Below are 22,730 nucleotides of genomic sequence, written 5' to 3'. Positions count from 1 at the left end.
TCGACTGACGTCCACCTCGGTATCGTGACACTGCCCGAGACGTCGGGTCTACAGATTCACCCGACGACGCGGGGCGGCTGACGATAGAGCGCCGCGCCGGCCGTGACGCCGGCACCCGCGGCGACGAACAGCACCTGGGTGCCCGCGGGCAGGCTCTGCACCTGCCCCTCGAGGGCTGCGGCCAGCGCCGCCGTATGCATGTGCTCGTCATCCGCCACGCGAATCAGGTCGGCCGGCACCCCGAGCCGGTTGCCCAGCGCCGCACGGAACCCCTGCCGTGCCGGGGCGGCGACGATCATGTCGATGGCCGAAAGGCGCACGGAATGCGCGGTCAGGCAGGCCGCCACCGCCTGGGCTGCGGCGGCGGCGAACTGATCGTCGATGTCGGCCGACTCGCTGAACCGAAGAACATTGCGGGCGTCGGCGAAACCGACGGTGGCACGGAATGTCTCGTCGGTTGCCCCGTCGTCCAGGTTCGCCCACGAGACGCGGCTCAGACCGTAGTCCTCGTTGGTCCAGCCGCACAACAACGCGGCTCCGGCAGCCGAGAAGGGAAAGTGCTCGCTCATCCCGTGTCCCGGATCGGCGTCGCTGGCCACGATCAGCGCGCGGTTGATGCTGTGGGTCCGCAGAAAACCATCGACGATCTGCAACGCGGTCAACACGCCGCAGGCGCCGTTGGCAATGTCGAACGAGAACGTGCCGTGACCACCGGCATGCGGATCCTCGGGGTTGGCCCCGATGTCGTCCTGGATCAGCGCTGCCAGCGCGGGTTCGCCCAGATTCCGGTCACGATAAATCCCCGCGTTGACCACGAGATCCAGCTCGCCGGGCTCGCATCCCGCTCGCTGCAGGCAATCCTTGGCCGCGGCGACGGCCAGGTGCAGCGCGCTATGCCGATGCAGCAGGCCCGGGTGTGTGAGGTCGACTCGATCAATGACTGTGCCCATACCGGCTCACCATGTCCTCATCCAGGGTCAGTAAGACGATCCCAATTTCGAGCCCCGAAGCCAGAGCGATCAGCGCGATCCGTTCCCCGGGCGCGACGTGTCCGGCCTCGAGTTCCTCGACGAGAGCCACCGTGTGGGTGGTCGACGCCGTGTTGCCGTACCGGTCCACGGTGATCACCGCGTCATGGCGGGGCTTGTCGCCGAACGACTGCGACATTCGGGCCATACCCTTGCGGATTGCCCGCGCCGAGGTCTGATGAGTGATCACGTGGTCGATGTCATGAATTGAAATGCCTGCCGTATCAAGGACTTCCTGTAACAGCAGCGGCGTGTTGGCCATTGCGGCCTGATGGATGGCGCGGGCGTTGGTGAACATCCGCGCGCCCGGGTCGTGTCCCCGCGGGTAGGCCAGACACAGCCGGCTGTAGTCGGCGACGGTGGTGAACCCGGCCAGGGCGATTCCCGCCGAGCCGACGGGTGCCCGCTCCAGCAGCAGGGCCGCGCCGGCGTCGCCGAGGGTCAATGAGGCCAACTCTTTGCTGAGGATGTTGCGGATATGACGCGCCGCGTTATGGCTGAGCTGTGAGATGTACTCGCCACTGACGACCAGTCCGCGCTCGACCACGCCCTGGCGGATCCAGTTGTTCAAAATCGTTACACCGGTGAGCATTCCGGCACACGCGTTGGATATGTCGAACGTCATCGCCCGGCGCGCCCCGATGGCGCGGGCAATGGCGCTGCTCATAGTCGGCTCCAGCCATTGGGTCAGGCCGCCGCGGAACTTGGTGATGCTGCAGTTGATCACCACGTCCAGCGCCGCCGGGTCCTGCCGCGCGACCGCCAGAGCGTTCAGCGCCGCGGAGGTGGCCAGCGAGTAGGAATCCTCATCACCCACCGAGACCCGGCGCTCGTGGATTCCGGTCAGCCGTTCCAGGTCGATGTGGGTGTGATGACGAGTGGTCGACATCAATTCGTCTGTGGTGAGATGGGTTTGGGGCAGATGCCGGCCGGCGGCGGCTACCCGAGTGACGAACGGCGCCTGCGGTCCGTTCGCCGTCTCCATTACCAGCCAGTGCCGCGTCATGGGCTGAACCTCCTTCCCGCTGGCGCAGGTCAACGCCGAAATTCGAGTACTTCCGTCACGGGCCGCCGCGCGGTGCGCTCCACGTGCTGGTCGTTGGCCGGTGATCGGCCGAGTCGGATGAGCAACTGCGGCCGGCCCGCGGTACCGGTGATCTGGGCGATGATGTTGCGACTCATCGCGATTTCGGTCATATGCGTCAGCGTGCACGTGGCCATGCCCGCCATGGTGCATTCGAGCAGCACGGCCGACATCGCCTCGCCGCAGCGCAACACGTCCAACGGGTCATCGCTGTCGGTGGACAACACCACGATCTTGGACTGGTCATGATCGATGCCTGGGCGACGGCGCCCGCCGCCGGCAGGCGGAAACGCCCGCGCGATGTCGACCCGGGACGCTTCCGCGGTGGACACCAGGGCGCCTTCCGGCGCATGACTCGGGTCTGTTGTGAACGGCGATGTCCACCAACGCAATTCGGATAGGTAGGTGGTGTCATAACGGCGCAACGTCTCGGTGAGCCGGGACGCCTCGGCCAGGGCCGGACGCTGCTCGTCGGCCACCACATCCAGTAGGACGTCATAGGGTGCGACCACGCGTCGCAGCACGGACTCCGCGGCCGTCCACCGGGCGGGCGGGTCGAACGGCAATCGGTCGGTGCGGCGCCGCAGGATTGCCTGCATCCGGCGCTGCTGCTCTGCCGTGATGGTTTCGGCGCGACGAAATCGCAGTGTCGCCAGCCGGTCCTGGCTTGCCGGGTCGGGAAACCGTTCGGTGGTCGTGTCCCAGCCGGCAACCGACATGGCGACACGCAGGTGATCCAGCACCGCGCCGCAGCTCAACAACAGTTCCCGGCCGGTGTGGTCGGTAGCCGGCATCGACCGGCTGGTGTCGGCCCACAGCTGCAATGTGGGACCCTCCGCAATCCATCGCCATGGCTGGCTGTTGTGCAACGACGGAGCATGACAGGCCAGCATCACCGCTTCGCGGATCACCACCGCACCGGGTACATCGGGTACCGCCGCCGCCGTCATGAGCATCACCTTTCGCCTGTGAGGTCAACGCTATGAACTTGCGCCGCGCGCGGACAGGGCCGTTGGTCCTCGACGAGAGGGGCCTTGGGCTCGGCTCGTTGCCGCCGGGAGCGGATTGCGACGACGACCGCGGCGTTACTGCGGCGCGCCTGCGCCGGTGGCACACAGCCACACATCGTGGGCTTCCCGCACCGAGAACTCGAGCGGCCGAGAGGTGTCGACCAGGTGCGCGGTGTCCCAGCCGTTGTGCCGAGCGGCCAGGGTCGCCGCGATCTGCGGCGTCGCATCGGAATTGCCCGGTTGCCGGGTCCTGACCCGGTCGGCCGCCGTGTCGACCGGCGCCGTACACAGCAGTTCCACCAGCGGCGAATGTGCTTCGGCGGCAAGGCGATGCGCTTGGGCGCGCAGCTGCGGATCGCGCCAGGTCCCGTCGAGGATCACCGGCCGCCCGTTCGCCAGGCTCAGACGCGCTCGGCGCAGGGCTACCCCGTAGACGGCGGTGACGTTTCGCGGGCTGTACAGCCCGGCATCCAACACGCCGGACTCTCCGGCGATGGCGCCCCACTCACGCAGCTGCCGGCGCACGTCGTCGGTGGAGATAACCTGAGCCCCAACGCGTTCCGCCAGCGCCCGGGCCACCGTGGATTTTCCGGTGCCCGGGTTGCCGCCGACAAGCGCCAGCCGAACCGCGCCGTGGCGCAGATGCCGGGTCGCTATGGCCAGGTGCCGGGCGGCGTCGGCGGCGGACGCCGAGTTGCCCTGCGACAGCCGGACGCAGTCGACCTTGGCCCGCACTACCGCGCGATAGGCAATGTAGAAGTCATGCAGCGGCTTCGGCGCGGTATCGCCGGAATGGGCCAGGTAGCGTTCGAGAAAGTATTCGCCAAGGTCGTTGCGGCCCAAGTACTCCAGATCCATGGCCAGGAAGGCTGCATCGTCGATACGGTCGACGTAGCGAAGTTGGTCGTCGAACTCGAGGCAATCGAGCAGGGCCGGTCCGTCGGCGACGCAGAAGATGTCGTCGGCAAGCAGATCGCCGTGGCCGTCGACAATGCAGCCTTCCTCGATCCGTCGGTTGAACAGAACGTCACGGCCGCAGACGAATTCGGCAACCAGCTGCTCGATCCGCCCGATCGACTCGTCGGAGAACACCGTACCCGCATAGCGGTGAAGTTCGGTCAGGTTATCAGTCCAGCGTCGATCGATCGCGCCGGCCTCGCCCTGGGCGTCGATCAGTGGACTTCGCTCGGCATGCTCGTGAAAGCGGGCCAGCACTGCGGCGATGGTGTCCAGTAGCTCCCGAACCGACGTCTCGGACCCGCCGTGCTCGGCCAGCCACGCCAACCGGTCGCTGTCGCGGTAGCGCCGCATCACCACGACCGGTTCGGCCGGTCCTCCGGCGGGGTCGGAGAGATGTGCGATGCCGAGATAACTGTCGGGCGACAACCGGCTGTTCAGCTCGACTTCGCGCAGGCACGCGCGTTCGCGTTGCTCAGGTGTCCGGAAATCCAGGAAGTCGGTCAACACCGGCTTCTTCGCCTTGTAGGCCCGGTCGCCGGCGAGCACCACTACGCCGGTGTGGGTTTCGTGCACATCGACGTAGGGCACCCCAGCGGTCGTCGCTGCATCAGCAGTACCTCTGTCGGCGTTGATCACGGCCTCCCATGCGCTCGTTCCGATTGCTACGGACACCTCGGCGCTGTGGCCAGGACCGCTCAGGACCGACGAGCCACGATCACCGGTGTCCGAACCGAGTGAACCACCGCATTGCTGACCGAACCCAGCAGCATGCCGGTGAATCCCCCTCGTCCGTGGCTGCCCAGCACGACGAGTTGGGCGGTTTGCGCTTGGTCGATCAGCTCGCGGGCCGGACGGTCGCACACGACGAGCCGATGGACCGTGACGTCGGGATACCGCTCCTGCCAGCCGGCCAGGCGTTCGGCCACGGTCTGCTCCGCTTCCGACTTGACGGTCGCCCAGTCCAAACCCGGCAGGTCAACCACTTCCAGATCGCTCCAGGCGTGCACCGCCTTCAACTCCACACCGCGGCGCGACGCCTCGTCGAAGGCTATGGCCGTCGCCAACTCCGAGACCGGCGAGCCATCAATTCCTAGCACGACCGGCGCTTGCTGCAGCTGAGCACGATGCGCGGGAGCGGCGGCCGGGTCCGCCTCACGGATGACCGCGACCGGACAGGTCGCGCGGCGCAGCAGCGCCGAACCGACCGAGCCCAGGACCGCCCGGGCGACCGCTCCACGCCCGTAGCTGCCCACCACCGCCAAATCTGCTTCGGCGGACAGTTCTACCAGCGTGGGCACCGGCGGCGACCATCTCAGCTCGGTGTGGATGGTGATCTCCCGATGGGCCTGCACGGCCTGCTCAGCGATCTTGATCGCCTGTTCTAGGACCTGGCGGCCGTCTTCTTCCTGCCACGCGGCCATGCCCATCGACATCGGCATCTCGGGCCACATCGGCACGGCCGCATTCACCATGTGCACCAAGGTCAGTGGCAGATGGCGCAACGTGGCGTCCTGTGCTGCCCACGACACCGCCGCATTCGACGCGGCCGATCCGTCGACGCCGACGACGATGCCAAGACGTTTCATGGTTGCAGACATTCCCTTCTCCCTCAGCCATCAAAACGCTAATGCCCGCGAGCGTCGTCGGTCGTGAGGCTTAAGTCCCCAACCGGGTGGCCGTGAGACCTTCGCCGCGCCATCTGGCACACCGACGGACCCAGAGAGGACCCGTTGGGGACCAACAGCCTCGCGAGCCGGGGTCAAACGACCCTGCCACCAACCGGCGATGCGCAATAACCTCGCGAAGTGACGGGTTCGGGGTCTCTGCGGGCGGGCCGTCTGATCGGGAGGATGCGATGAATCATCCGCAATCACGAATAGTTGTGGGCATCGACGGGTCGGACGCCGCGATCAACGCCGCCAAGTGGGCAATTACCGAGGCGATCAGCCGCGACATCCCGCTCCGGTTGATCCATGCGATCCCCCGCGGCGCCGATGCGCCCGCCGGCGACGACAGTCTGGACGTCGAATATGCCGAAATGGCCCTCCACGGCGCCGCGTCCGCGCTGCACGCCATGGACGAGGCCGTCAAAGTCGAGACCGAGATCGTATACGGATCACCCGGCGGCACCCTGATCGACGAATCGCGTTCGGCGGCAATGGTTTGCGTGGGGTCGGTGGGGATAGGACGGGTCGCTCGCAAGCTGCTGGGCTCGACCGCCGAGGCGGTGGCGCGAAAGGCCCGGTGCCCGATCGCGGTCATCCGCACCGGACATAACGACGTCGGGCCGGATTCGGCGTGGATCGCTGTTGTCGTCGAGGATTCGCCGGCCAACGACGCGGTGCTCGAACAAGGCTTCCGGGAGGCGCGCCTTCGCGGGGCGCCGATTCTGGCGATGGGCGTCTGGCGCTGGGGTCTGGGTGAGATTCGCTACGAGCAACTGAATCGTCGGCTCGACCGCTGGGTCGGTCAGTATCGCGACCTGCACGTCCAACCGGCAGCCGCTCGGCATGGGGTCGCCGAATTTCTCGGCAGGACCGAGGAACCGATCCAATTGGCGGTGGTGGGCAGCGACGATGCCGGCGACGTCGCGCGGATGGTCGGCCCGGTGACATTCCACGTGCCACGCCGCGATGGGCATTCGGTGCTCGTGGTGCCGAACTGACGGCCCCGCCACCGCGGCAGGCCGACCGCGCCGGTGACAACGCCACCCGCCGACCAGCCGTCGTCAGCAATCGCCCAGCGGAGCCGTCCAGTGGACCCGGGTGCCGCCGTCGGGTGCACTGCTGACCTCGCAGCTGCCGCCGAGTTGTTCGGCCCGGTGCTTCATGTTGGCCAGACCGCTGCGGCGCGAAATGTCGGCGGGCAGGCCACACCCGTTGTCGACGATGTCAAGGCTGAACATGTCGGCGACGCCGACCTCGATGGTCAGCTGGGTAGCGCCCGAGTGGCGCAGGGCGTTGCTGACGGCCTCGGTGGTGACCGCTTCGGCGTGGTCGGCCAGTTCGCCGCCGACGACGGCCATCGGGCCGTCGATGTGCACGGTAGTGACGATGTCGCGATGCTCGGTCAGGTCGGCGACCACCGCCTGAATGCGGTGCCGGAAGCCACCGTCGCGCTCCAGCGGAGCCTTCAGCTGGAAAATGGCGGTGCGGATCTCCTCGATGATGGTCTGCAGATCATCAAGCGTGCGGCCGAGCCGGCCGATCACTTCCGGTGACCGCGCCCGGGCAAGGGTGCCCTGTAGATCCATCCCGGTTGCGAACAGCCGCTGGATGACGTGGTCGTGCAGGTCGTGAGCGATGCGCTCGCGTTCGGCCAGGATGGTCAGCTGGCGCGCATCCTCACGGCCGGACGCGAGCATCAGTGCGATCGTGGCGTGGGTGGCGAAATCGCGCACCAAATCCACATAACTGGCGTCGAAGGGCGGCTTGTCGGCGCCGCGGGCAATGGCGATCACCCCGGCGACGTGGTCGTGGGCGCGAAGCGGCATCAGAATCGCGGAGCGCTGTGCGACGTCGGTGAACGCGGGAATCCTGTGGTTGAACGCCTCGGTGATCAGCGGCTGGCCGGACCGGAAAACGGTGCCGGTGGTCGAGCCGTCCACCGGAACCCGCTGGCCGACGACCTCAGTGGCATTCCGCCCCACCGCGGCGGAAACAACCAGCGTGTCGATCTCCTCGGGCGGCTGGTCGACATCGAGCGGTATCAGCACAATCGCCTGTTCGGCATCGGTGAGTGCGCATGCCTTTTCCGCGATCAACCGCAACGGACGCCGCTGCGGCTCGGCGCTGGTCAACAGTGCGGTCGTGATCTCGCGGCTGGCCTCCATCCACTTCACCGCCGTGCGCTCGCGCTCGAGAACCTGCGCGTTGTCGATGGCGACCCCGGCCGCGAACGCCAGCGCGCGAGCCGCGAACTCGTCGGATTCGGAGAAGACCCGCCCGGGGCCGACATGGGTGAGGTAGAGGTGGCCGAACACCGTTCCGCGGATCATGATCGGCACGCCGAGAAACGCCCGCATCGGGGGATGGTGCTCGGGGAACCCGCAGGCGGCCGGGTGCGCGGTCAGGTCATCCAGGCGCAACGCCGGCGTTTCGACGAGCGAGACACCCAGCACTCCCTTGCCGACCGGCAGATGCCCGATCCGTCGCGCTGTCTCGGCGTCTATCCCCTCGTGGATAAACGAGAGCAACGTTCCTTCGGGATCGCGGACGGCCAGGGCGCCGTAGGGGGCGGCGGTCAATTCCCTGGCCGCGGAGACGATCCGCCGCAGCGTTCCGTCGAGGTCGAGATCCGAGCCGATCTCGACGATCACCTGCAGCAATTGCGCCATTTGGTCGCGGGCCGCCAGCAACTCGTCGAGCTGCGCGTGCATCCTGTCCACTAGTCCAGGCTGACCCAACCCCGCAAATGGTGAGCCGCTGTGGTCACTGGCCACCTGACTGAAACCTTCCACGCCCCCGGCTTACGACAGCCGGCGCAATACGGGCGACACTCGGATGTCGCTGACCAGCTTAACCAAAACGCGGTCGGGCGGCCATTGATCTGTGAGCCCGCGGTTCGCCGGCGGTGACCGGCAAATGATTGCGGCTGGGCGTCGGCAGGACGCGTCAGTTGCCGGGCGCTGGCGGCGCCGACCCTTGACCCAGCCTCGAGGCGAACACCGCTGCCTGGGTTCGCCGCTCCATGCCGAGTTTGGCCAGCAGGCGCGACACGTAGTTCTTCACTGTTTTCTCGGCCAGAAACATCCGGGCGGCGATCTGCCGGTTGGTCAATCCCTCGCTGAGATGCCCGAGCAGCGTGCGCTCCTGCTCGGTCAATCCGGACAACGGGTCGTGATGCTCCGCCCCGCCCCGCAGCTTTGCCATCAGCGCTGCAGCCGCCCGGTTGTCCAGCAGCGATTTGCCGGCTCCGACGTCTTTGATCGCCCGGGCCAGCTCCATACCCTTGATGTCTTTGACGACGAAGCCGCTGGCGCCGGCCAGGATCGCCTCCAGCATCGCTTCATCGGAGGTGAACGACGTCAGCATCAGACACCGCAATTCGGGCTGATCCGACAGCAGGTCACGACACAATTCGATGCCGTTGCCGTCGGGCAGGCGCACGTCGAGCACGGCGACATCCGGCTTCAACGCCGGGATCTTCGCCATCGCTTCGGAGACGGAACCCGCTTCGCCGACGATCTCGAGGTCAGGGTCGGAAGCGAGCAGATCGGTCAGTCCGCGACGGACTACTTCATGGTCATCGACCAAGAAAACCTTAACCATTGCGAGTCCTTTCACCCTGACCGCACTATTTTCCAACTATTCCCCACTTTTGCCACTATTGCCGATATTGGACGGCGATGTCGGTTGGCATCTGGTTCGTGTGCTTTGCGCCGACCCGGACCGATCGGCGCGTAACCGTAACCCCGGTGTCGCAGCGCTACCTGCCGCCGCCGAAGACGACGTGGCCGACGGGTGTCCACTTCCCGGGGCAAGCGACAATCCGGTTGGCACAGAAGGAAATTCGGGGCGCGGCGGGCACCCGATCGGATTTTAGTGCCGCACTACCAGGATCGAGCAATCGGGATAACCCAGAATCGGATGGCAATTGGGAGTAGCCAGTTCCGGGAGCTGTTCGGCGTCGGTCTCGCCGACAACGGCCAGGTCGATCGAGCTGCCGTGGCGCTCGGCGGCCTTCGCGCCGGTGCCCGCGGCAACGATCTGGACGGGCACGTCCGGATAGCGGCGGACCCAGCTGTTGAGCCGGCGATCTATCTGGCGCACCGTGGCGTGCCGGCGCCGCCCCTCTTCCATCGCCTGGTGCACGACTTCGTCGTTGTCGGCTTCGTCGTTGAGGACGACGGCGATCACACCCAGCTTGGTGGGCGAGCCGTCAGGATTGGTCCGGACTATCGCGACCGGGCAGTGTGCGCCCGTCACCAACGCCGCGGCGGTCGGGCCCAGCAAGCCGTCGGCAGCCCTGCCCCGACGCGCGGTGCCGACGCAGATCAAGGCGGCGCCGCGGGATTCACCGATCAACACCTGCGCCGGATCGCCGGACAGGATAGCGGTTTCGGTCTCGACCGGTCGGCCTTCGCCCTGGATGGCCCCGTCCGCCTGGTACAGCGCCCGCTCGGCGCGTTCGAGCTCCCACTCGCAGTTCTGCGCCGACCCGCCCGGCGCATCATGGGCGGGAATGACATAAACCAGGCGAAGCGGCAACTGCCGGCCCCTTGCCTCTGCGATCGCCCACTTGGCGGCGTTGACCGCGGCTGGTGAGCCGTTGACGGCCACGACCACCGACTTCGGGTCCGGCTGCGACATGTCGGCTCCTGACTATTTCGACCCGCTCACTATCAGGCTATTGCGGAATCGGCTCTGTGGGCAGGGGCCGTTCGGCCTTAGCTTGGTATGCCGTTCGTCCCGGGCGATTTCCGCCGAGAATTCCACGTCGAACACTCACGATCACATCGCGCCGGCGGCCGCGTCGCTGACTTCCGAAGGTTGGCCAACCTGCTCGAACAACCTCTCCACATCCGCCCGCTCACAGGCCGCCGTACCCGGTGTCAGCAGCATTGCCGCGCCCGCCGCAATCCCCAACCGAACCGCCTCGGCCAGCGACCAGCCGCGGCATAGGCCCACCGTGATCGCGGCAACCATGGCGTCGCCAGCCCCGACGCCGCTTCCGTGTCCCATCGGAACCGCCGAAAACCGCTCACTGGTGTCGCGTGTGGTCAGCAGCGCGCCGTGCGATCCCAGCGACACCACCACGGCTTGCGCAAGACCGCGGTCGATCAGCTCACGGGCTGCACCCAATTGCGCGGACTCGGTGACCAGCTCCCGACCGGCGCACTCCTGGAGTTCTCGCACGCTTGCCTTAAGCAGGAAGACTCCGTGACAGATGTGCCGCAGGCCGCCACCGGAGGTGTCCAGCACGAACCTGGCATCGAGCTGACGGCAGACATCGGCAACCCGCTGGTAGTAATCAGCGGGTACCCCCGGCGGCAGACTGCCGCTAGCCACCACGAATTCGGCGGAACGCGCGGCAAACCGCAATTCCTGAAGACATCGCTGCTGGTCCGCCGATGTCAGTTGGGGTCCCGGAAGCACGAACCGGTACTGCCGGCCGGTGGTGATCTCGTTGACGGTGAAGCTTTCCCGCGTCGACGCGGCGATCGGGATGTGCGCACAGGGCAACCTCTCGTCGCTGAGCAGCCGCACCAGAAGCCCACCATGCGACCCGCCCGCGGGAAACACCGCAAACACCGACCCGCCGAGGACCTGCGCGACCCGGGCGACGTTGATCCCGCCGCCGCCCGGGTCGTAACGGGTTGCCGAACAGCGCAGTTTCTCGGTCGGCCGGACGACGTCGACGCTGGTGGTGATGTCGAGCGCCGGATTCATGGTCAACGTGACGATTCGCGGTCCGGTTGCCACTGGCTGGGCCGGCTCGGCCGCCTTCGTCATGTCCGTTGACTCGGCTCGGACCGGCGGCTACAGGCCACTCGGGTAGGTTTCCGGTGTCTCGCCGGCGATCCACAAACTGGTGGTCTCGAGAGGTTCGAGCGCACGGGTCTTGTCGATGTGGATCATCGCGTCGAACTGATCGGCGGGGCGGACGTGGAAGTAGTGGCTTTGCCGTTCGGTTGCAGGCAGGTAGATCACCCCGATGGCACGTCCCAGCCGCACGACGCTGAGCGGGTCCGCGGCTTCCGGGGTTATCTGCGGTGACACCAGGAAGGCATTGCGCCCGGTCTCGTGAAGTAGTTGCTCGACGCTTCCGTTGAGTGCGGGTCGGACCACCTTGCGTTCGGCGATGCCGCCCCATTCGCTGGCAGCGGTCACCGTGCCGGAGTAGGTGCACAGCCCGATCAGACGCGACTCGTCACCGTATCGCTGCCGAACAAGTTGACCGAGGGTGAGCTGCCCGTCGGCCCATACTTCGGTGGCCCGGGCGTCCCCGACGTGAGAATTGTGTGCCCACACCACGATCCGGGCCGGCGGGACATCGTCGTGGCGGTCGAGGTGTTTCAGCAGCGCGTCCAGGGTCTGGGCCATGTGCTGATCGCGCAAATTCCATGAGGTGACCCGCCCGCTGAACATCGCGCGGTAGTACACCTCCGCGTTGCGTACCGTCTGCGCATTCTGTTTGGCGTAGAACGCTTCGTCTTCGGCGAGCAGCCCGTCCCGGCGCGCATAGCTGAGCAGGTGGCGCTGCAGATCGACCAATTGCTCGATGGCTTGACGTTCGCACGACGGGCCGGCGCCGAATGCCGCCGCGTACCCGTAAGCCTGACCGTCGTCGGCGGAGGTGTGGTCAAAGCAGGCGTAACGGGCGCGTGCCCGAGCCGCCGCGGTGGGGTCCACCTTGTCGAGGAAGCGGATCACTTCGTGCGTCGAACGGTGCAGGCTGTACAGGTCCAGGCCGTAGAAACCGGCTTGCCGTCGACCATTCGATTGGTGCCGCTGGTTGCGCGCGCGCAGCCAGTCGACAAAGTCGCGGACCACGACGTTGCGCCACATCCAGGCCGGAAAGCGCTCGAAGCCGCTCAACGCTGCTGCGGCGCTGCGGTCCTCGCCCAGACCGCGCACATACCGATTCACCCGGTAGGCGTCGGGCCAGTCCGCCTCCGCGGCAACGGCGCAGAAGCCCTTCTCCTCGATCAGCCATTTCGTGATGGCGGCCCGGGCCGCGTAGAACTCGTGGGTGCCGTGCGAGCTTTCGCCGATCAACACGATCCGGGCGTCGCCGATCAGCTCTTCCAGCGTTTCGGATGGTGGCACCCCGCCGGGAGCGTCGATGGCCACGCTGTTGATCACTTCGGCGGCTGTCGGCGCCGCGGGTTTGATCACCGAGATGCCCGAGGTCGGGGTGGCCAACAGTCGGCGGACCTCCTCGTCGGTGACCTGGCGAAAGTCCCAGAATGACTCACCGACCGCCAGAAACGGGGTGGGCATGGAGGCGCACACGACGTCGTCGACGATGCCGGCGAACTCCCGGCAGGTGGATTCCGGGGCGGCCGGCACCGCAATCACGATCTGCTCGGGCTCGGCTTCGCGCAGCGCCTGCACCGCCGCGAACATGCTTGCGCCGGTGGCCAACCCATCGTCGACCAGGATCACCGTCTTGCCGGCGACGTCGAGCGGCGGGCGGCCCGCGCGATAAATGGCCTCGCGGCGGACCAACTCGCGGCCTTCGCGCTCGGCGATGTCGCGCAGTTGCTGCGGCGTGATCCGCAACCCCCGCACCACATCGTCGTTGACGTCGACACGGCCACCGCTTGCCAGTGCGCCCAGGGCAAACTCTTCGTGGCCGGGAACGCCGAGCTTACGGACGATGAAGGCGTCCAGCGGAGCGTGCAGCGCCGCCGCCACCTCCCAGGCGACGGGTATGCCGCCCCGCGCCAGGCCCAGCACGATCACGTCCCCGTGGTCGCGGTAGGCACTCAACAGACTTGCCAGCACCCGGCCGGCCTCCCCGCGATCGCGGAATACCCGCCGCGGCGCGTGCCGGGTGGTCTTTGCTGAGCTGGTCATGGCGGTTGGCGCTCAGTCAGTTCGCGCGCTGGATTGGAATCCGGCGCTCGGCAGGCTTGGCGTCTGACACGGCAACGGAGACGGTGAGGATGCCTTTGTCGTAGCTGGCCTCAATGGTGTCTTCGTCGGCGCCGGCCGGCAACGCGACGGTCCGAACGAATGAGCCGTAGGAGAATTCCGACCGGCCGTCGAATTCTTTCTTCTCGGTTCGTTCGGCCTTGATGGTCAGCCGCCCGTCGTGCACGGTGATGTCGATGTCCGTTGCCGGGTCGACACCCGGGATTTCGGCGCGCACCTCATAGCGGCCGTCCTTCAATTCGTCCTCGAGCGGCATCAGCCGGCTTTCGGCGGCCAAACGCGGGCCGGCAAACGACGGAAAGCCGGCGAGCAGTTCGGAAAAGTCCGGGAACAGTGACCTGGGCCGGCGCTGCACGGAGAAAGAAGTCATGATTATCTCCTTTGTTTTCGACTCGTCGTGGTGGCGATTTCTATCCGACCAGTCAATCCGGGCCGCCGATAGGGACCGAAGTCCCGGGCCGGCGGGGCCGTTCGTCCGCTCTGCCGCCGGTGCCGGGACCTCGGCGGTGCGCTGCCCCCAGGTAGGCCATGACGCGGTCCAGGATCAGGTCATATGCGTCGCCGTCTTCGGCGAGACGGACAAGTACCCGGCGAAGCAGAAAACCCTCGATCCGCCGATCCAGCGGCCACTCGGAATATTTGTTGTGGTCGGCATATGCCGAGTTGAGGAACTGCACCGCCAGCGCATCGAGATCGGAATCTGTCAATAGCGGAGCGTTTCCCAGCGGAGAACCCATACCAATATCCTTTGTATTTTCTTTGTGCGTGCACGCGGCTTTCGTCGATTCGCCGGGTTGGCCCAATGATTCGGTGCTTTGCGGCCGGGGCATAGGGCCGGAAGTCACCTGTGATCGGTAACCGGTGCGGACTGACCTGCCGGGCCATCGCCATGATTCAGCGGCGAAACTCCAGCACGTCGCGCAACGGTCGCCGCGGTGTGGGCGGCGGAACCTCGCCGGCAGGGGCCACACCGACCCGGATCAACACCTGAGGTACCGCCGGGCTGCTGGTGAGATCGCCGACGATGGCGCGACTGGCTGCGATCTCGGTGAGATGGGTGACCGGACAGGTCGCCAATCCGGCAAGGGTGCACTCCAGCAATACGGCCGACAGCGCCCGACCGCAATCGAGGGCGTCGGCGCGCGTGTCGCCGGGCGTCGACAGCACCACGATTCTGGCTTGATCGGCCCTGCTGGCCGAACTGCGCTCGCTGTGCCAGTCAGCGGGAAACCGGCGATTCACAGCCACCGCCCGAGCCGCCGATCCGGACGCCAGCGCGCTTTCGGGTATCCCTTCCGATTCCCTGGAAGGCGCTGTCCACCAAGCCAATTCATGATGGTACGAGTCGTCGTAGCGGCGCAGCGCCTCGGTGAGCCGCGACGCCTCGGCGAGCCGGGGCCGCGCCTCGTCGGTCAATACCGCCAGCTCGATCCCGTCGTTTTCGAAGGAACTGCGCAGCACGGATTCCACTGACGCCCAGTCGCTGGGCGCCCGGAACGGACGCCGGTCGGTTCGACGACGCAATATCGCCTCGGCCCGGTCACGCCGGGGTTGGGTGACATAGTCCATCGAGGCGAAGTCGATCGAGGCCAGGTGGTCCAGATCATTGGGGTTGGGAAAAAGGTCGACGGCCGCGTTCCACCCGGCGGCGGCCATGGCGACCTGAAAGTGATCGAGCAACGCACCGCAACTGATCACCGCTTCGCGACCCGAACTGTCTGCCGAGGTCACCAATCGGTGCGGATCGAGGAACAAATCGACGGCCGTGCTGCCCGCCAACCACCGCCACGGCTGGCTGTTGTGCAGTGAGGGAGCATGGCACGCCAACTCCACGGCCTTGGTGATTACCTCGGTGTCGACCGTCGCTTGGGTCATCGCATTCACCTGCCTTGTGATCTGACTTCGACTTTCGTCGAGGCTGGGAGCCGACGCCAGAGTCCTTGGTCCCCGGCACGGCGGGCATTGGGCCTTGAAGGGCCGTCACCGCCCTTTCCTGCCCGCGGAGTTCGAGTCCAAGGACAACCGGCAGTAGGACTTGATGACTTTCTTCTCTATCGGGTAGCCGGCCCCGGGAAAACGATGAAAACGATGCAGAGGCCGGCTTCGCGCTGGGCTTGAGCCGTGTCGAATCGTTAGGACGATTGATGGATGTCATTCACAAAACGCCCCACGACTACCGCGTCGCGCCCAATCTCACCGACTACGAACGGGCCCGTGCCCAGTTTCGCTGGTCGGATGTGCCGGCGCTGTGCGAGGGCATGGGCGAGGGCAGATGCAACATCGGCTACGCCGCCCTGGACAGACACGCCGCCGGCCCGACCGCGACACACACCGCACTGCGATTCGTCACCGACAAGAGCTGGGACGGCGCGATCTCCACGCGGGATGTGAGCTACGCGGAGCTGATCCGGCTCGCGGCGCGGTTCACCGGAGTGTTACGCGCGCTCGGCATGAATAAGGGCAACCGGGTGTTCACGATCATGGGCCGCGTCCCCGAGCTCTACATCACCATGCTGGGCGCGCTTCGCAACGGCAGCATCGTTTCGCCGTTGTTCTCGGCTTTCGGGCCGGAGCCCATCGCCACCCGAGTCGCCATCGGGGAGGCCGACGTACTGGTCACCACGAAGGCGATCTACCAGCGCAAGATCGCCAAGATCCGCGACCGGCTGACCTCGGTACGACACGTGCTCGTCGTGGACGACGACAAAACGGGCGAACAGCTACCGGGAACGCTCAACTTCTGGGACTGGATGAACGCAGCCGAGGAGAACACGCCGGTCGAACCCACCACCGCCGAGGACCCGGCGCTGCTGCACTTCACCAGCGGTACCACCGGCACCCCCAAGGGCGCCATCCACGTCCACGGCGCCGTCGCGATGCACTATGTCACCGGCCGGTACGCACTCGATCTGCATCCCGACGACATCTATTGGTGCACAGCCGATCCCGGGTGGGTTACCGGAACGTCGTACGGCATCATCAGCCCCCTGCTGCACGGGGTGACTTCCGTCGTCGACGAAGCGGAGTTCGACGCCGAACGGTGGTACCGGATCCTGCAGGACCAAAGTGTGTCGGTCTGGTACACCGCACCGACCGGGATTCGGATGTTGATCAAGGCGGGGCCCGAACTGCCTGCGCAATACCGGTTCCCGCAGCTGCGTTTCATCGCCAGCGTGGGCGAACCACTCAATCCCGAGGCGGTCTGGTGGGGAAAACGTGTGCTGGGCTTGCCAATTCACGACAACTGGTGGCAGACCGAGACCGGCGGGATCATGATCGCCAACACCCCGGCGTTCGACATCAAGCCCGGCTCGATGGGCCGGCCGTTGCCCGGCGTGGACGCCTATATCGTGCGCCAGAACGACGACGGCAGCACGTCGGTGATCGAGGAGCCCGACGTGGAGGGTGAGTTGGCCCTCAAGCCGGGCTGGCCATCGATGTTCCGCGGTTATCTGCACGCCGAGGATCGCTATCGAAAGTGCTTCAGCGACGGGCTTTATCTCACCGGCGATCTGGCCAAAAAGGATGCCGACGGCTACTTCTGGTTCGTCGGCCGCAAAGACGACGTGATCAAATCCGCCGGCCACCTGATCGGGCCGTTCGAGGTGGAAAGCGCGCTGACCGATCATCCGGCGGTGGCCGAGGCGGCCGTCATCGGCAAGCCGGATCCGACCGTCGGGGCAGTGATCAAAGCCTTTGTCACCCTCAAGGACGGTTTCGTCGGCGACGACGACCTGCGGCTGCAGTTGCTAGGCCATGCCCGCAAGCGGCTTGGAGCTGCCGTGGCGCCCAAGGAGATTCAGTTCGTCGATTCGTTGCCGCACACTAGCAGCGGCAAGATCATGCGGCGGCTGCTGAAGGCTCGCGAACTCGGGCTGCCCGAAGGCGATACGTCCACCGTGGAGAACTTGACCGCTCAACGGCCCCAGGAGCCGCAGGAGGTGTCGCAGTGACCGATACGAAGCTGGCGCAGGAACTCCTGGCCGATATGGTCCGGGTGCGTCGGATGGAAGAAAAGTGCGCAGAGCTCTACAGCGCAGCCAAGATTCGGGGATTCCTGCACCTCTACGTCGGCGAGGAGGCCGTGGCCGCCGGCTCGCTGCGCGCCCTGGCTGAGGACGACGCGGTGGTGGCCACCTACCGCGAGCACGCGCATGCGCTGCTGCGCGGCATCCCGATGACCTCGATCATGGCCGAGATGTTCGGCAAGCAGGAGGGCTGCTCGCGCGGCCGCGGCGGGTCGATGCACCTGTTCGACAAGTCCAGGCGGTTCTACGGTGGCAACGCGATCGTGGCCGGCGGCCTGCCGCTGGCGGTGGGTGTCGCGCTCGCCGACGCGATGCTCAAGCGCAACCGGGTCACCGCCTGCTACTTCGGCGACGGCGCGGTCGCCGAGGGCGCCTTTCACGAGTCGTTGAACATGGCGGCCCTGTGGAATCTGCCGGTGTTGTTCTTGTGCGAGAACAACCTTTACGCCATGGGAACCGCGTTGGACCGGGCGCAATCGCAGACCGACCTCACCGTCAAGGCGGCGTCGTACCGGGTTCCGACGCTGGCCGCGGACGGGATGGACGTCGAGGCGTGCCTCAACGCCACTCAACGGGGTGTCGACCACGTCCGCAACACCGGTGGCCCGTTCTTCATCGAGTTCCGTACCTACCGGTTCCGCGCGCATTCGATGTTCGACCCGGAACTGTACCGGGACAAGGCCGAAGTCCAGAGGTGGCGCGAGCGTGACCCGATCCGGCTGTTCACCCAACAGTGCCTGGACAACGGCACCATCACCGACGACGACGTCCGGGAGATCGAAGATGCGGCCGCCGGCGAGATCGAGGCCGCGGTGGCCTACGCCGAAGCCGGGACCTGGGAAGACCCGGCCGACCTCGCGCGGGATGTGCTGACGCCGGTCGGAGACGGCACCGCAACCGACGAATCGACTTGGGAGCCAACACGATGAAGACCAGCTATCGAACCGCGGTTCACGACGGCATTCGCGACGCCCTGAGCAACGACCCGCATGTCGTGCTGATGGGTGAGGACGTCGGACGCTACGGCGGAACGTACGCCGCCTCCAAGGGCCTGCTGGAGGAATTCGGCCCGGAGCGGGTACGTGACACCCCACTGTCCGAGCTGGGTTTCGTCGGTATCGGGATCGGTGCGGCCCTCAATGGATTACGCCCGATAGTCGAAGTCATGACGGTGAACTTCAGCCTGCTGGCGCTGGACCAGATCGTCAATACCGCTGCGGCGCTGCGACACATGTCCGGTGGGCAGTTCTCGGTGCCGATCGTCGTCCGGATGGCGACCGGGGCCGGACGTCAGCTCGCCGCGCAACACTCACACAGCCTCGAGCCTTGGTACGCCCACATTCCGGGCATCAAGGTGGTGGCTCCGGCAACCATCGAGGACGCCTACGGCATGCTCGCCCCCGCCTTGGCCGACCCCGACCCGGTGATCATTTTCGAGCACGTCCAGCTCTACAACACTTCGGCAGATGTCGGTGTGCTCAAGCCGACCGATATCTGTCGGGCGGCGGTGCGCCGCAACGGCGCCGACGTGACGCTGATCGCCTACGGCGGCTGCGTCCCCAAGGCGCTCGACGCGGCGAACGAATTGTCGCTGGCCGGAATCGACTGCGAGGTCATCGATCTGCGGGTGCTGCGACCGCTGGACACCGACACCATCCTGGAATCGGTGCGCAAGACGCATCGCGCGGTGGTGATCGACGAAGCCTGGCGCAGCGGCAGCCTGGCCGGAGAAATCTCGGCGCAAATCATGGAGGGGGCGTTCTACGACCTCGATGCACCGGTTGCCCGGGTGTGCAGCGCGGAAGTTCCCATTCCCTATGCCAAGCACTTGGAAGAGGCAGCGCTGCCGCAGCCCGCCAAGATCGTCGCCGCGGTGCACGACATGTTCGGTGACCAATCATGATCGAGTTCGCCATGCCCGCACTCGGCTCCGACATGGACGAGGGCACCCTGAATGAATGGCTGGTCAAACCCGGCGACAAGGTGACCCGCGGACAGATCGTGGCGATCATCGAAACCACCAAGGCAGCAGTGGAAATCGAGTGCTGGCAGGAGGGGACCGTCAACGAGTTGCTGGTGCCGGTGGGCGAAACCGTCGAAGTGGGAACCCCGTTGGCCACGTTGCTGGAACCGGGTGAGCGACCGACCAAACAACCGCGCAAGCGGGCCGGGCCGTCGATCGCAGCCGCGCCGGCGCCGGTGTCGGTACCGTCGGGCGCCGGGGTGGCGCCGGTGACCCCGCCGGGGCCGCCGCCGCATCGCCGCTGGGTCTCCCCCGCCGCCCGCCGCCTGGCCCAATCACTGCACGTCGAGCTCGACGCCGTCACCGGCACCGGTCCCCAAGGGGCGGTCACCATCAACGACGTCGAGCACGCGGCGGCGGCCAAACCGGCCGAAAAGCCGGCCGCCAAGGTTCCCACCAAGCCGACGGCGGCCGACCGCGCCGCGCTGATGCGGAAATCCATTGCGGCGGCGATGAGCCGGTCCAAGCGCGAGATTCCGCACTATTACCTTGCCGACGAAATCATCATGGAAAAGTCGCTGACCTGGCTGACCGCGCGAAACGCCCAGCGATCCATCACCGAGCGAGTGCTGCCGGCCGTTTTGCTGTTGAAGGCTGTTGGCCTCGCGGCCCAACGGTACGGCGAGTTCAACGGTTTCTGGCGCGACGACGGGTTCGAGCCGGCGACGGGTGTTCATGTCGGCGTGGGGATTTCGCTGCGCGGCGGTGGGCTGGTCGCGCCGGCCATCCATGACGTTCCCGACAAGAAGCTCGACGAGTTGATGGGCGACCTCACCGATCTGGTGGCGCGGGCACGTTCCTTTTCGTTGCGGAGCTCGGAGATGTCGGACCCGACCATCACGGTGACCAACCTCGGAGACCAGGGCGTCGACACGGTCTTCGGGGTGATCTACCCACCGCAGGTCGCCATCGTCGGCTTCGGTAAGCCGAGCCAGCGGGTCTGCGTCATCGACGGCGGCATTCGCGTCGTCACCACCGTGCAGGGCACCCTCGCCGCCGACCACCGGGCCAGCGACGGCCACCGCGGCGCCCTGTTCCTGAGCGCCATCAATGAATTCCTGCAGCAGCCCGACCTCTTGGAAAAGTGATGCACACATGACGACCCAACAGAACACCCGTGACGCGGTGCTGTCCGTATTGACCACTATCGCGCCGGAAGTCGACGCCGACGACATCCGCGACGACGTGCTGCTGCGCGATCAAGTCGACCTCGATTCCATGGACTGGCTGAACTTCCTTCTCGGGATCCACAAACGGATGCACGTCGACATTCCCGAGTCGGACTACGCGTCTCTTCGCACCCTCACCGACGTGGTGAACTACGTCGACAAGCACGCGGCCACAACGGCTTGAATGGTGGTGGCCCGGCCGCGCAGTACCAAGGCCCGCCGAACCGATCCACACGTCCGCCGTCGTGTCGCCGGCAGCCGTCAGGCTTGGTCTTGGATGCGGTCACACCAGACGGATGGGTCGTCGGCCTCGACGTTGGCCGGTGTCGTCTGGAGTCAGCTCAGCGGCTGATCGGATCGGCACCACAATGGCGTACGAAAATGGCTCGCGATAATGGTGAAGCCACCATCAACGGCTCCCAAGGCCCGCATTCCGGCAGATTTCGGTGAACTCTGCGTCCATGGCCGCCGTCACCTCATGTGGGTCGTCAACAGTTGCACCGTCGGTTAGTACCGCGATATTGAGCTGATCGACATAACTCCACACGGTCACGTTGAGCCCGCTCCACGGCGGCAAATGCCCCACTGAATATATTTCGGTGACCACCGCGCCGCCAACCCGGCCATACCGCTGGAAGGCCCCATGAACATTGGCGATAGTCACATTGGGCATTTTGGCTACCGCTTTGCGGCTGGACGCCAACCGTAGACCAGATTCCACGGCCACGGGCAACGCACAGTCCAACCAGCGGCTGAGGAGCCCGGGCCCCCTCAGCCGGTGCCGCTCCTTACTCAAAATGGCGTTTTCGTGGCAGCGTTGCACCCGCTCCAAGGCGTTGTGAAGGTCAACGGGCAGCACAATGGATAACGCGTCAGCGCAATTCCCAGAAATCCGATCCGCGGATAAATTCCAGCTCACCGGAATGAGCGCCAGTAGCGGGTCGGCCTTTCCGTCGTAGCGCAAGAGCAAAGAGCGTAGTGCACCGGCCGACATCGCTAACACCAGGTCGTTGATGGTAACCCCGAGATGCCGGGCGGTCCGTTTGACGTCGGCCAATGCCAGGCTGACGCTGGCGAACCTGCGCTCCGGGCGGGCCAGGAGGTGGTTGATGAAGGTCCGCGGTGGCGCCACCAAAAGCCTGCGCGAGCTGCGGCGCGTCCGGGCCAGACTCTGCGCTGTCTGGCGGATTGTGCCAGGAAGTCGACCGGCCTGATGCAGGTGGTCCGCGCACGCCAACTTCATCAGCTGCCACTTCCGGGGAGCGGGGTCGGGCAGATACTGGCCGGCAACCGGTCCGGGCTGCAGGTCCATGCTGCGGGCAAGCAGGTTCGCGGCGCCCACTCCGTCGACAAGTGCATGGTGGATCTTGGCGACCACCGCGATGCGGCCGTCGGACATGCCGCTGAGGACGTACATTTCCCACAGTGGACGTCGGCGGTCAAGGGGGGCACCGGCGATTTCTCCGATCGCCTCGTGTAGCTCGCGCCGACCAGCTGGGCTGGGCAGGTGCCAAGGCCGGATGTGGTAGTCGAGGTCGACATCGCAGTGCTCGCGCCACATCGGGTGGTGCAACTTGAACGGTACGTTGACCAGCTGGTAGCACAACGGCTCAAGCTTGTAGAGACGATTGCGGATCGCCCTGCGAAACGCCTCGATATCGAAATTTCGACAGTCCTCGTCCAATTTTATGATCGCGACTTTGAGCGTGTGGAGATGGACGTTGGGGGTCTCACTATAGAGCATGAGCGCATCGGTACCGTTAAGCCATTTCAATGTCGAACCTCGCTGACAAACCAGAAGGCCTCGCAAGTAAACGACCCTTTCC

20 protein-coding genes are annotated in these 22,730 nt (G+C 66.1%); 6 read left to right on the top strand and 14 right to left on the bottom strand.

The window, feature by feature from the left end:
• Positions 1 to 56 precede the first annotated feature (56 nt).
• The 5 genes from BST40_RS03670 to BST40_RS03650 form a co-directional block, all read right to left on the bottom strand.
• The gene (locus BST40_RS03670; protein WP_075545471.1) at positions 57 to 950 is read right to left on the bottom strand and encodes a 3-oxoacyl-[acyl-carrier-protein] synthase III C-terminal domain-containing protein; all 894 of its coding nucleotides are present in this window, start codon (positions 948 to 950) and stop codon (positions 57 to 59) included.
• Complete coding sequence (locus tag BST40_RS03665) at positions 934 to 2,034, bottom strand: 3-oxoacyl-ACP synthase III family protein (protein ID WP_083153467.1); 1,101 nt, start codon at positions 2,032 to 2,034, stop codon at positions 934 to 936. The genes BST40_RS03670 and BST40_RS03665 overlap by 17 nt, the downstream gene beginning before the upstream one ends.
• Before the next feature lie 29 nt (positions 2,035 to 2,063).
• Positions 2,064 to 3,062: an Acg family FMN-binding oxidoreductase gene (locus tag BST40_RS03660; protein WP_083153526.1), complete on the bottom strand. Its 999-nt coding sequence runs from the start codon at positions 3,060 to 3,062 to the stop codon at positions 2,064 to 2,066.
• Positions 3,063 to 3,197: 135 nt separating this feature from the next.
• Complete coding sequence (locus BST40_RS03655) at positions 3,198 to 4,715, bottom strand: bifunctional aminoglycoside phosphotransferase/ATP-binding protein (RefSeq protein WP_244174281.1); 1,518 nt, start codon at positions 4,713 to 4,715, stop codon at positions 3,198 to 3,200.
• A gap of 62 nt (positions 4,716 to 4,777) precedes the next feature.
• Positions 4,778 to 5,680: a universal stress protein gene (locus BST40_RS03650; RefSeq protein ID WP_083153465.1), complete on the bottom strand. Its 903-nt coding sequence runs from the start codon at positions 5,678 to 5,680 to the stop codon at positions 4,778 to 4,780.
• Positions 5,681 to 5,937: 257 nt separating this feature from the next.
• On the opposite strand from BST40_RS03650, the gene BST40_RS03645 reads away from it, so the two are divergent.
• Entirely contained in the window at positions 5,938 to 6,747 is an 810-nt protein-coding gene (locus BST40_RS03645) for a universal stress protein (RefSeq protein ID WP_075545468.1), read from the top strand.
• Between the two features lie 63 nt (positions 6,748 to 6,810).
• On the opposite strand, the gene BST40_RS03640 is transcribed toward BST40_RS03645, so the two are convergent.
• The 8 genes from BST40_RS03640 to BST40_RS03605 form a co-directional block, all read right to left on the bottom strand.
• A complete protein-coding gene (locus BST40_RS03640) occupies positions 6,811 to 8,460 on the bottom strand; it encodes a sensor histidine kinase (RefSeq protein WP_176357503.1) in 1,650 nt (549 codons plus the stop codon).
• A 235-nt stretch (positions 8,461 to 8,695) separates the two neighbouring features.
• Positions 8,696 to 9,352 carry a response regulator gene (locus BST40_RS03635; protein WP_075545467.1) on the bottom strand — a complete coding sequence of 219 codons (657 nt, stop codon included), beginning with the start codon at positions 9,350 to 9,352 and terminating at the stop codon, positions 8,696 to 8,698.
• A gap of 270 nt (positions 9,353 to 9,622) precedes the next feature.
• A complete protein-coding gene (locus BST40_RS03630) occupies positions 9,623 to 10,393 on the bottom strand; it encodes a universal stress protein (RefSeq protein WP_075545466.1) in 771 nt (256 codons plus the stop codon).
• Between the two features lie 141 nt (positions 10,394 to 10,534).
• Positions 10,535 to 11,536 (bottom strand): 1-phosphofructokinase family hexose kinase, encoded by a 1,002-nt coding sequence (locus BST40_RS03625; protein ID WP_083153463.1) that lies wholly within the window; start codon positions 11,534 to 11,536, stop codon positions 10,535 to 10,537.
• A 27-nt stretch (positions 11,537 to 11,563) separates the two neighbouring features.
• Positions 11,564 to 13,606 (bottom strand): erythromycin esterase family protein, encoded by a 2,043-nt coding sequence (locus BST40_RS03620; RefSeq protein ID WP_083153461.1) that lies wholly within the window; start codon positions 13,604 to 13,606, stop codon positions 11,564 to 11,566.
• A 16-nt stretch (positions 13,607 to 13,622) separates the two neighbouring features.
• A complete protein-coding gene (locus BST40_RS03615; protein WP_075545463.1) occupies positions 13,623 to 14,054 on the bottom strand; it encodes an Hsp20/alpha crystallin family protein in 432 nt (143 codons plus the stop codon).
• Positions 14,055 to 14,106: 52 nt separating this feature from the next.
• Positions 14,107 to 14,421 carry a hypothetical protein gene (locus BST40_RS03610; RefSeq protein WP_244174277.1) on the bottom strand — a complete coding sequence of 105 codons (315 nt, stop codon included), beginning with the start codon at positions 14,419 to 14,421 and terminating at the stop codon, positions 14,107 to 14,109.
• A gap of 157 nt (positions 14,422 to 14,578) precedes the next feature.
• Entirely contained in the window at positions 14,579 to 15,559 is a 981-nt protein-coding gene (locus BST40_RS03605) for an Acg family FMN-binding oxidoreductase (RefSeq protein ID WP_075545462.1), read from the bottom strand.
• A gap of 269 nt (positions 15,560 to 15,828) precedes the next feature.
• Between BST40_RS03605 and acsA the strand changes: the two genes are divergently transcribed.
• Genes acsA through BST40_RS03580 form a run of 5 tightly spaced genes read left to right on the top strand, consistent with a single transcriptional unit; the run spans position 15,829 to position 21,088 of the window.
• Positions 15,829 to 17,637, top strand: a complete 1,809-nt coding sequence (acsA, locus tag BST40_RS03600; RefSeq protein ID WP_075545461.1) for an acetate--CoA ligase — start codon at positions 15,829 to 15,831, stop codon at positions 17,635 to 17,637.
• A complete protein-coding gene (gene pdhA, locus BST40_RS03595; protein WP_075545460.1) occupies positions 17,634 to 18,641 on the top strand; it encodes a pyruvate dehydrogenase (acetyl-transferring) E1 component subunit alpha in 1,008 nt (335 codons plus the stop codon). The genes acsA and pdhA overlap by 4 nt, the downstream gene beginning before the upstream one ends.
• Positions 18,638 to 19,615 carry an alpha-ketoacid dehydrogenase subunit beta gene (locus tag BST40_RS03590; protein ID WP_083153459.1) on the top strand — a complete coding sequence of 326 codons (978 nt, stop codon included), beginning with the start codon at positions 18,638 to 18,640 and terminating at the stop codon, positions 19,613 to 19,615. Before pdhA ends, BST40_RS03590 begins: the two co-directional genes overlap by 4 nt.
• Positions 19,612 to 20,823 (top strand): dihydrolipoamide acetyltransferase family protein, encoded by a 1,212-nt coding sequence (locus BST40_RS03585; protein ID WP_075545458.1) that lies wholly within the window; start codon positions 19,612 to 19,614, stop codon positions 20,821 to 20,823. Before BST40_RS03590 ends, BST40_RS03585 begins: the two co-directional genes overlap by 4 nt.
• Positions 20,824 to 20,830: 7 nt before the next feature.
• On the top strand, positions 20,831 to 21,088 hold the full coding sequence (locus tag BST40_RS03580; RefSeq protein WP_075545457.1) for an acyl carrier protein: 258 nt from the start codon (positions 20,831 to 20,833) through the stop codon (positions 21,086 to 21,088).
• 225 nt (positions 21,089 to 21,313) lie between these two features.
• Here BST40_RS03580 and BST40_RS03575 read toward each other — a convergent pair whose 3' ends face one another.
• The gene (locus tag BST40_RS03575) at positions 21,314 to 22,678 is read right to left on the bottom strand and encodes a WS/DGAT/MGAT family O-acyltransferase (RefSeq protein ID WP_075545456.1); all 1,365 of its coding nucleotides are present in this window, start codon (positions 22,676 to 22,678) and stop codon (positions 21,314 to 21,316) included.
• Between the last annotated feature and the right edge of the window lie 52 nt (positions 22,679 to 22,730).

This window comes from Mycobacterium persicum, assembly GCF_002086675.1.
GTDB lineage: Bacteria > Actinomycetota > Actinomycetes > Mycobacteriales > Mycobacteriaceae > Mycobacterium > Mycobacterium persicum.
The sequence above is the reverse complement of the archived record's forward strand: the minus strand, read 5'-3'. Positions and strand labels throughout refer to the sequence as shown.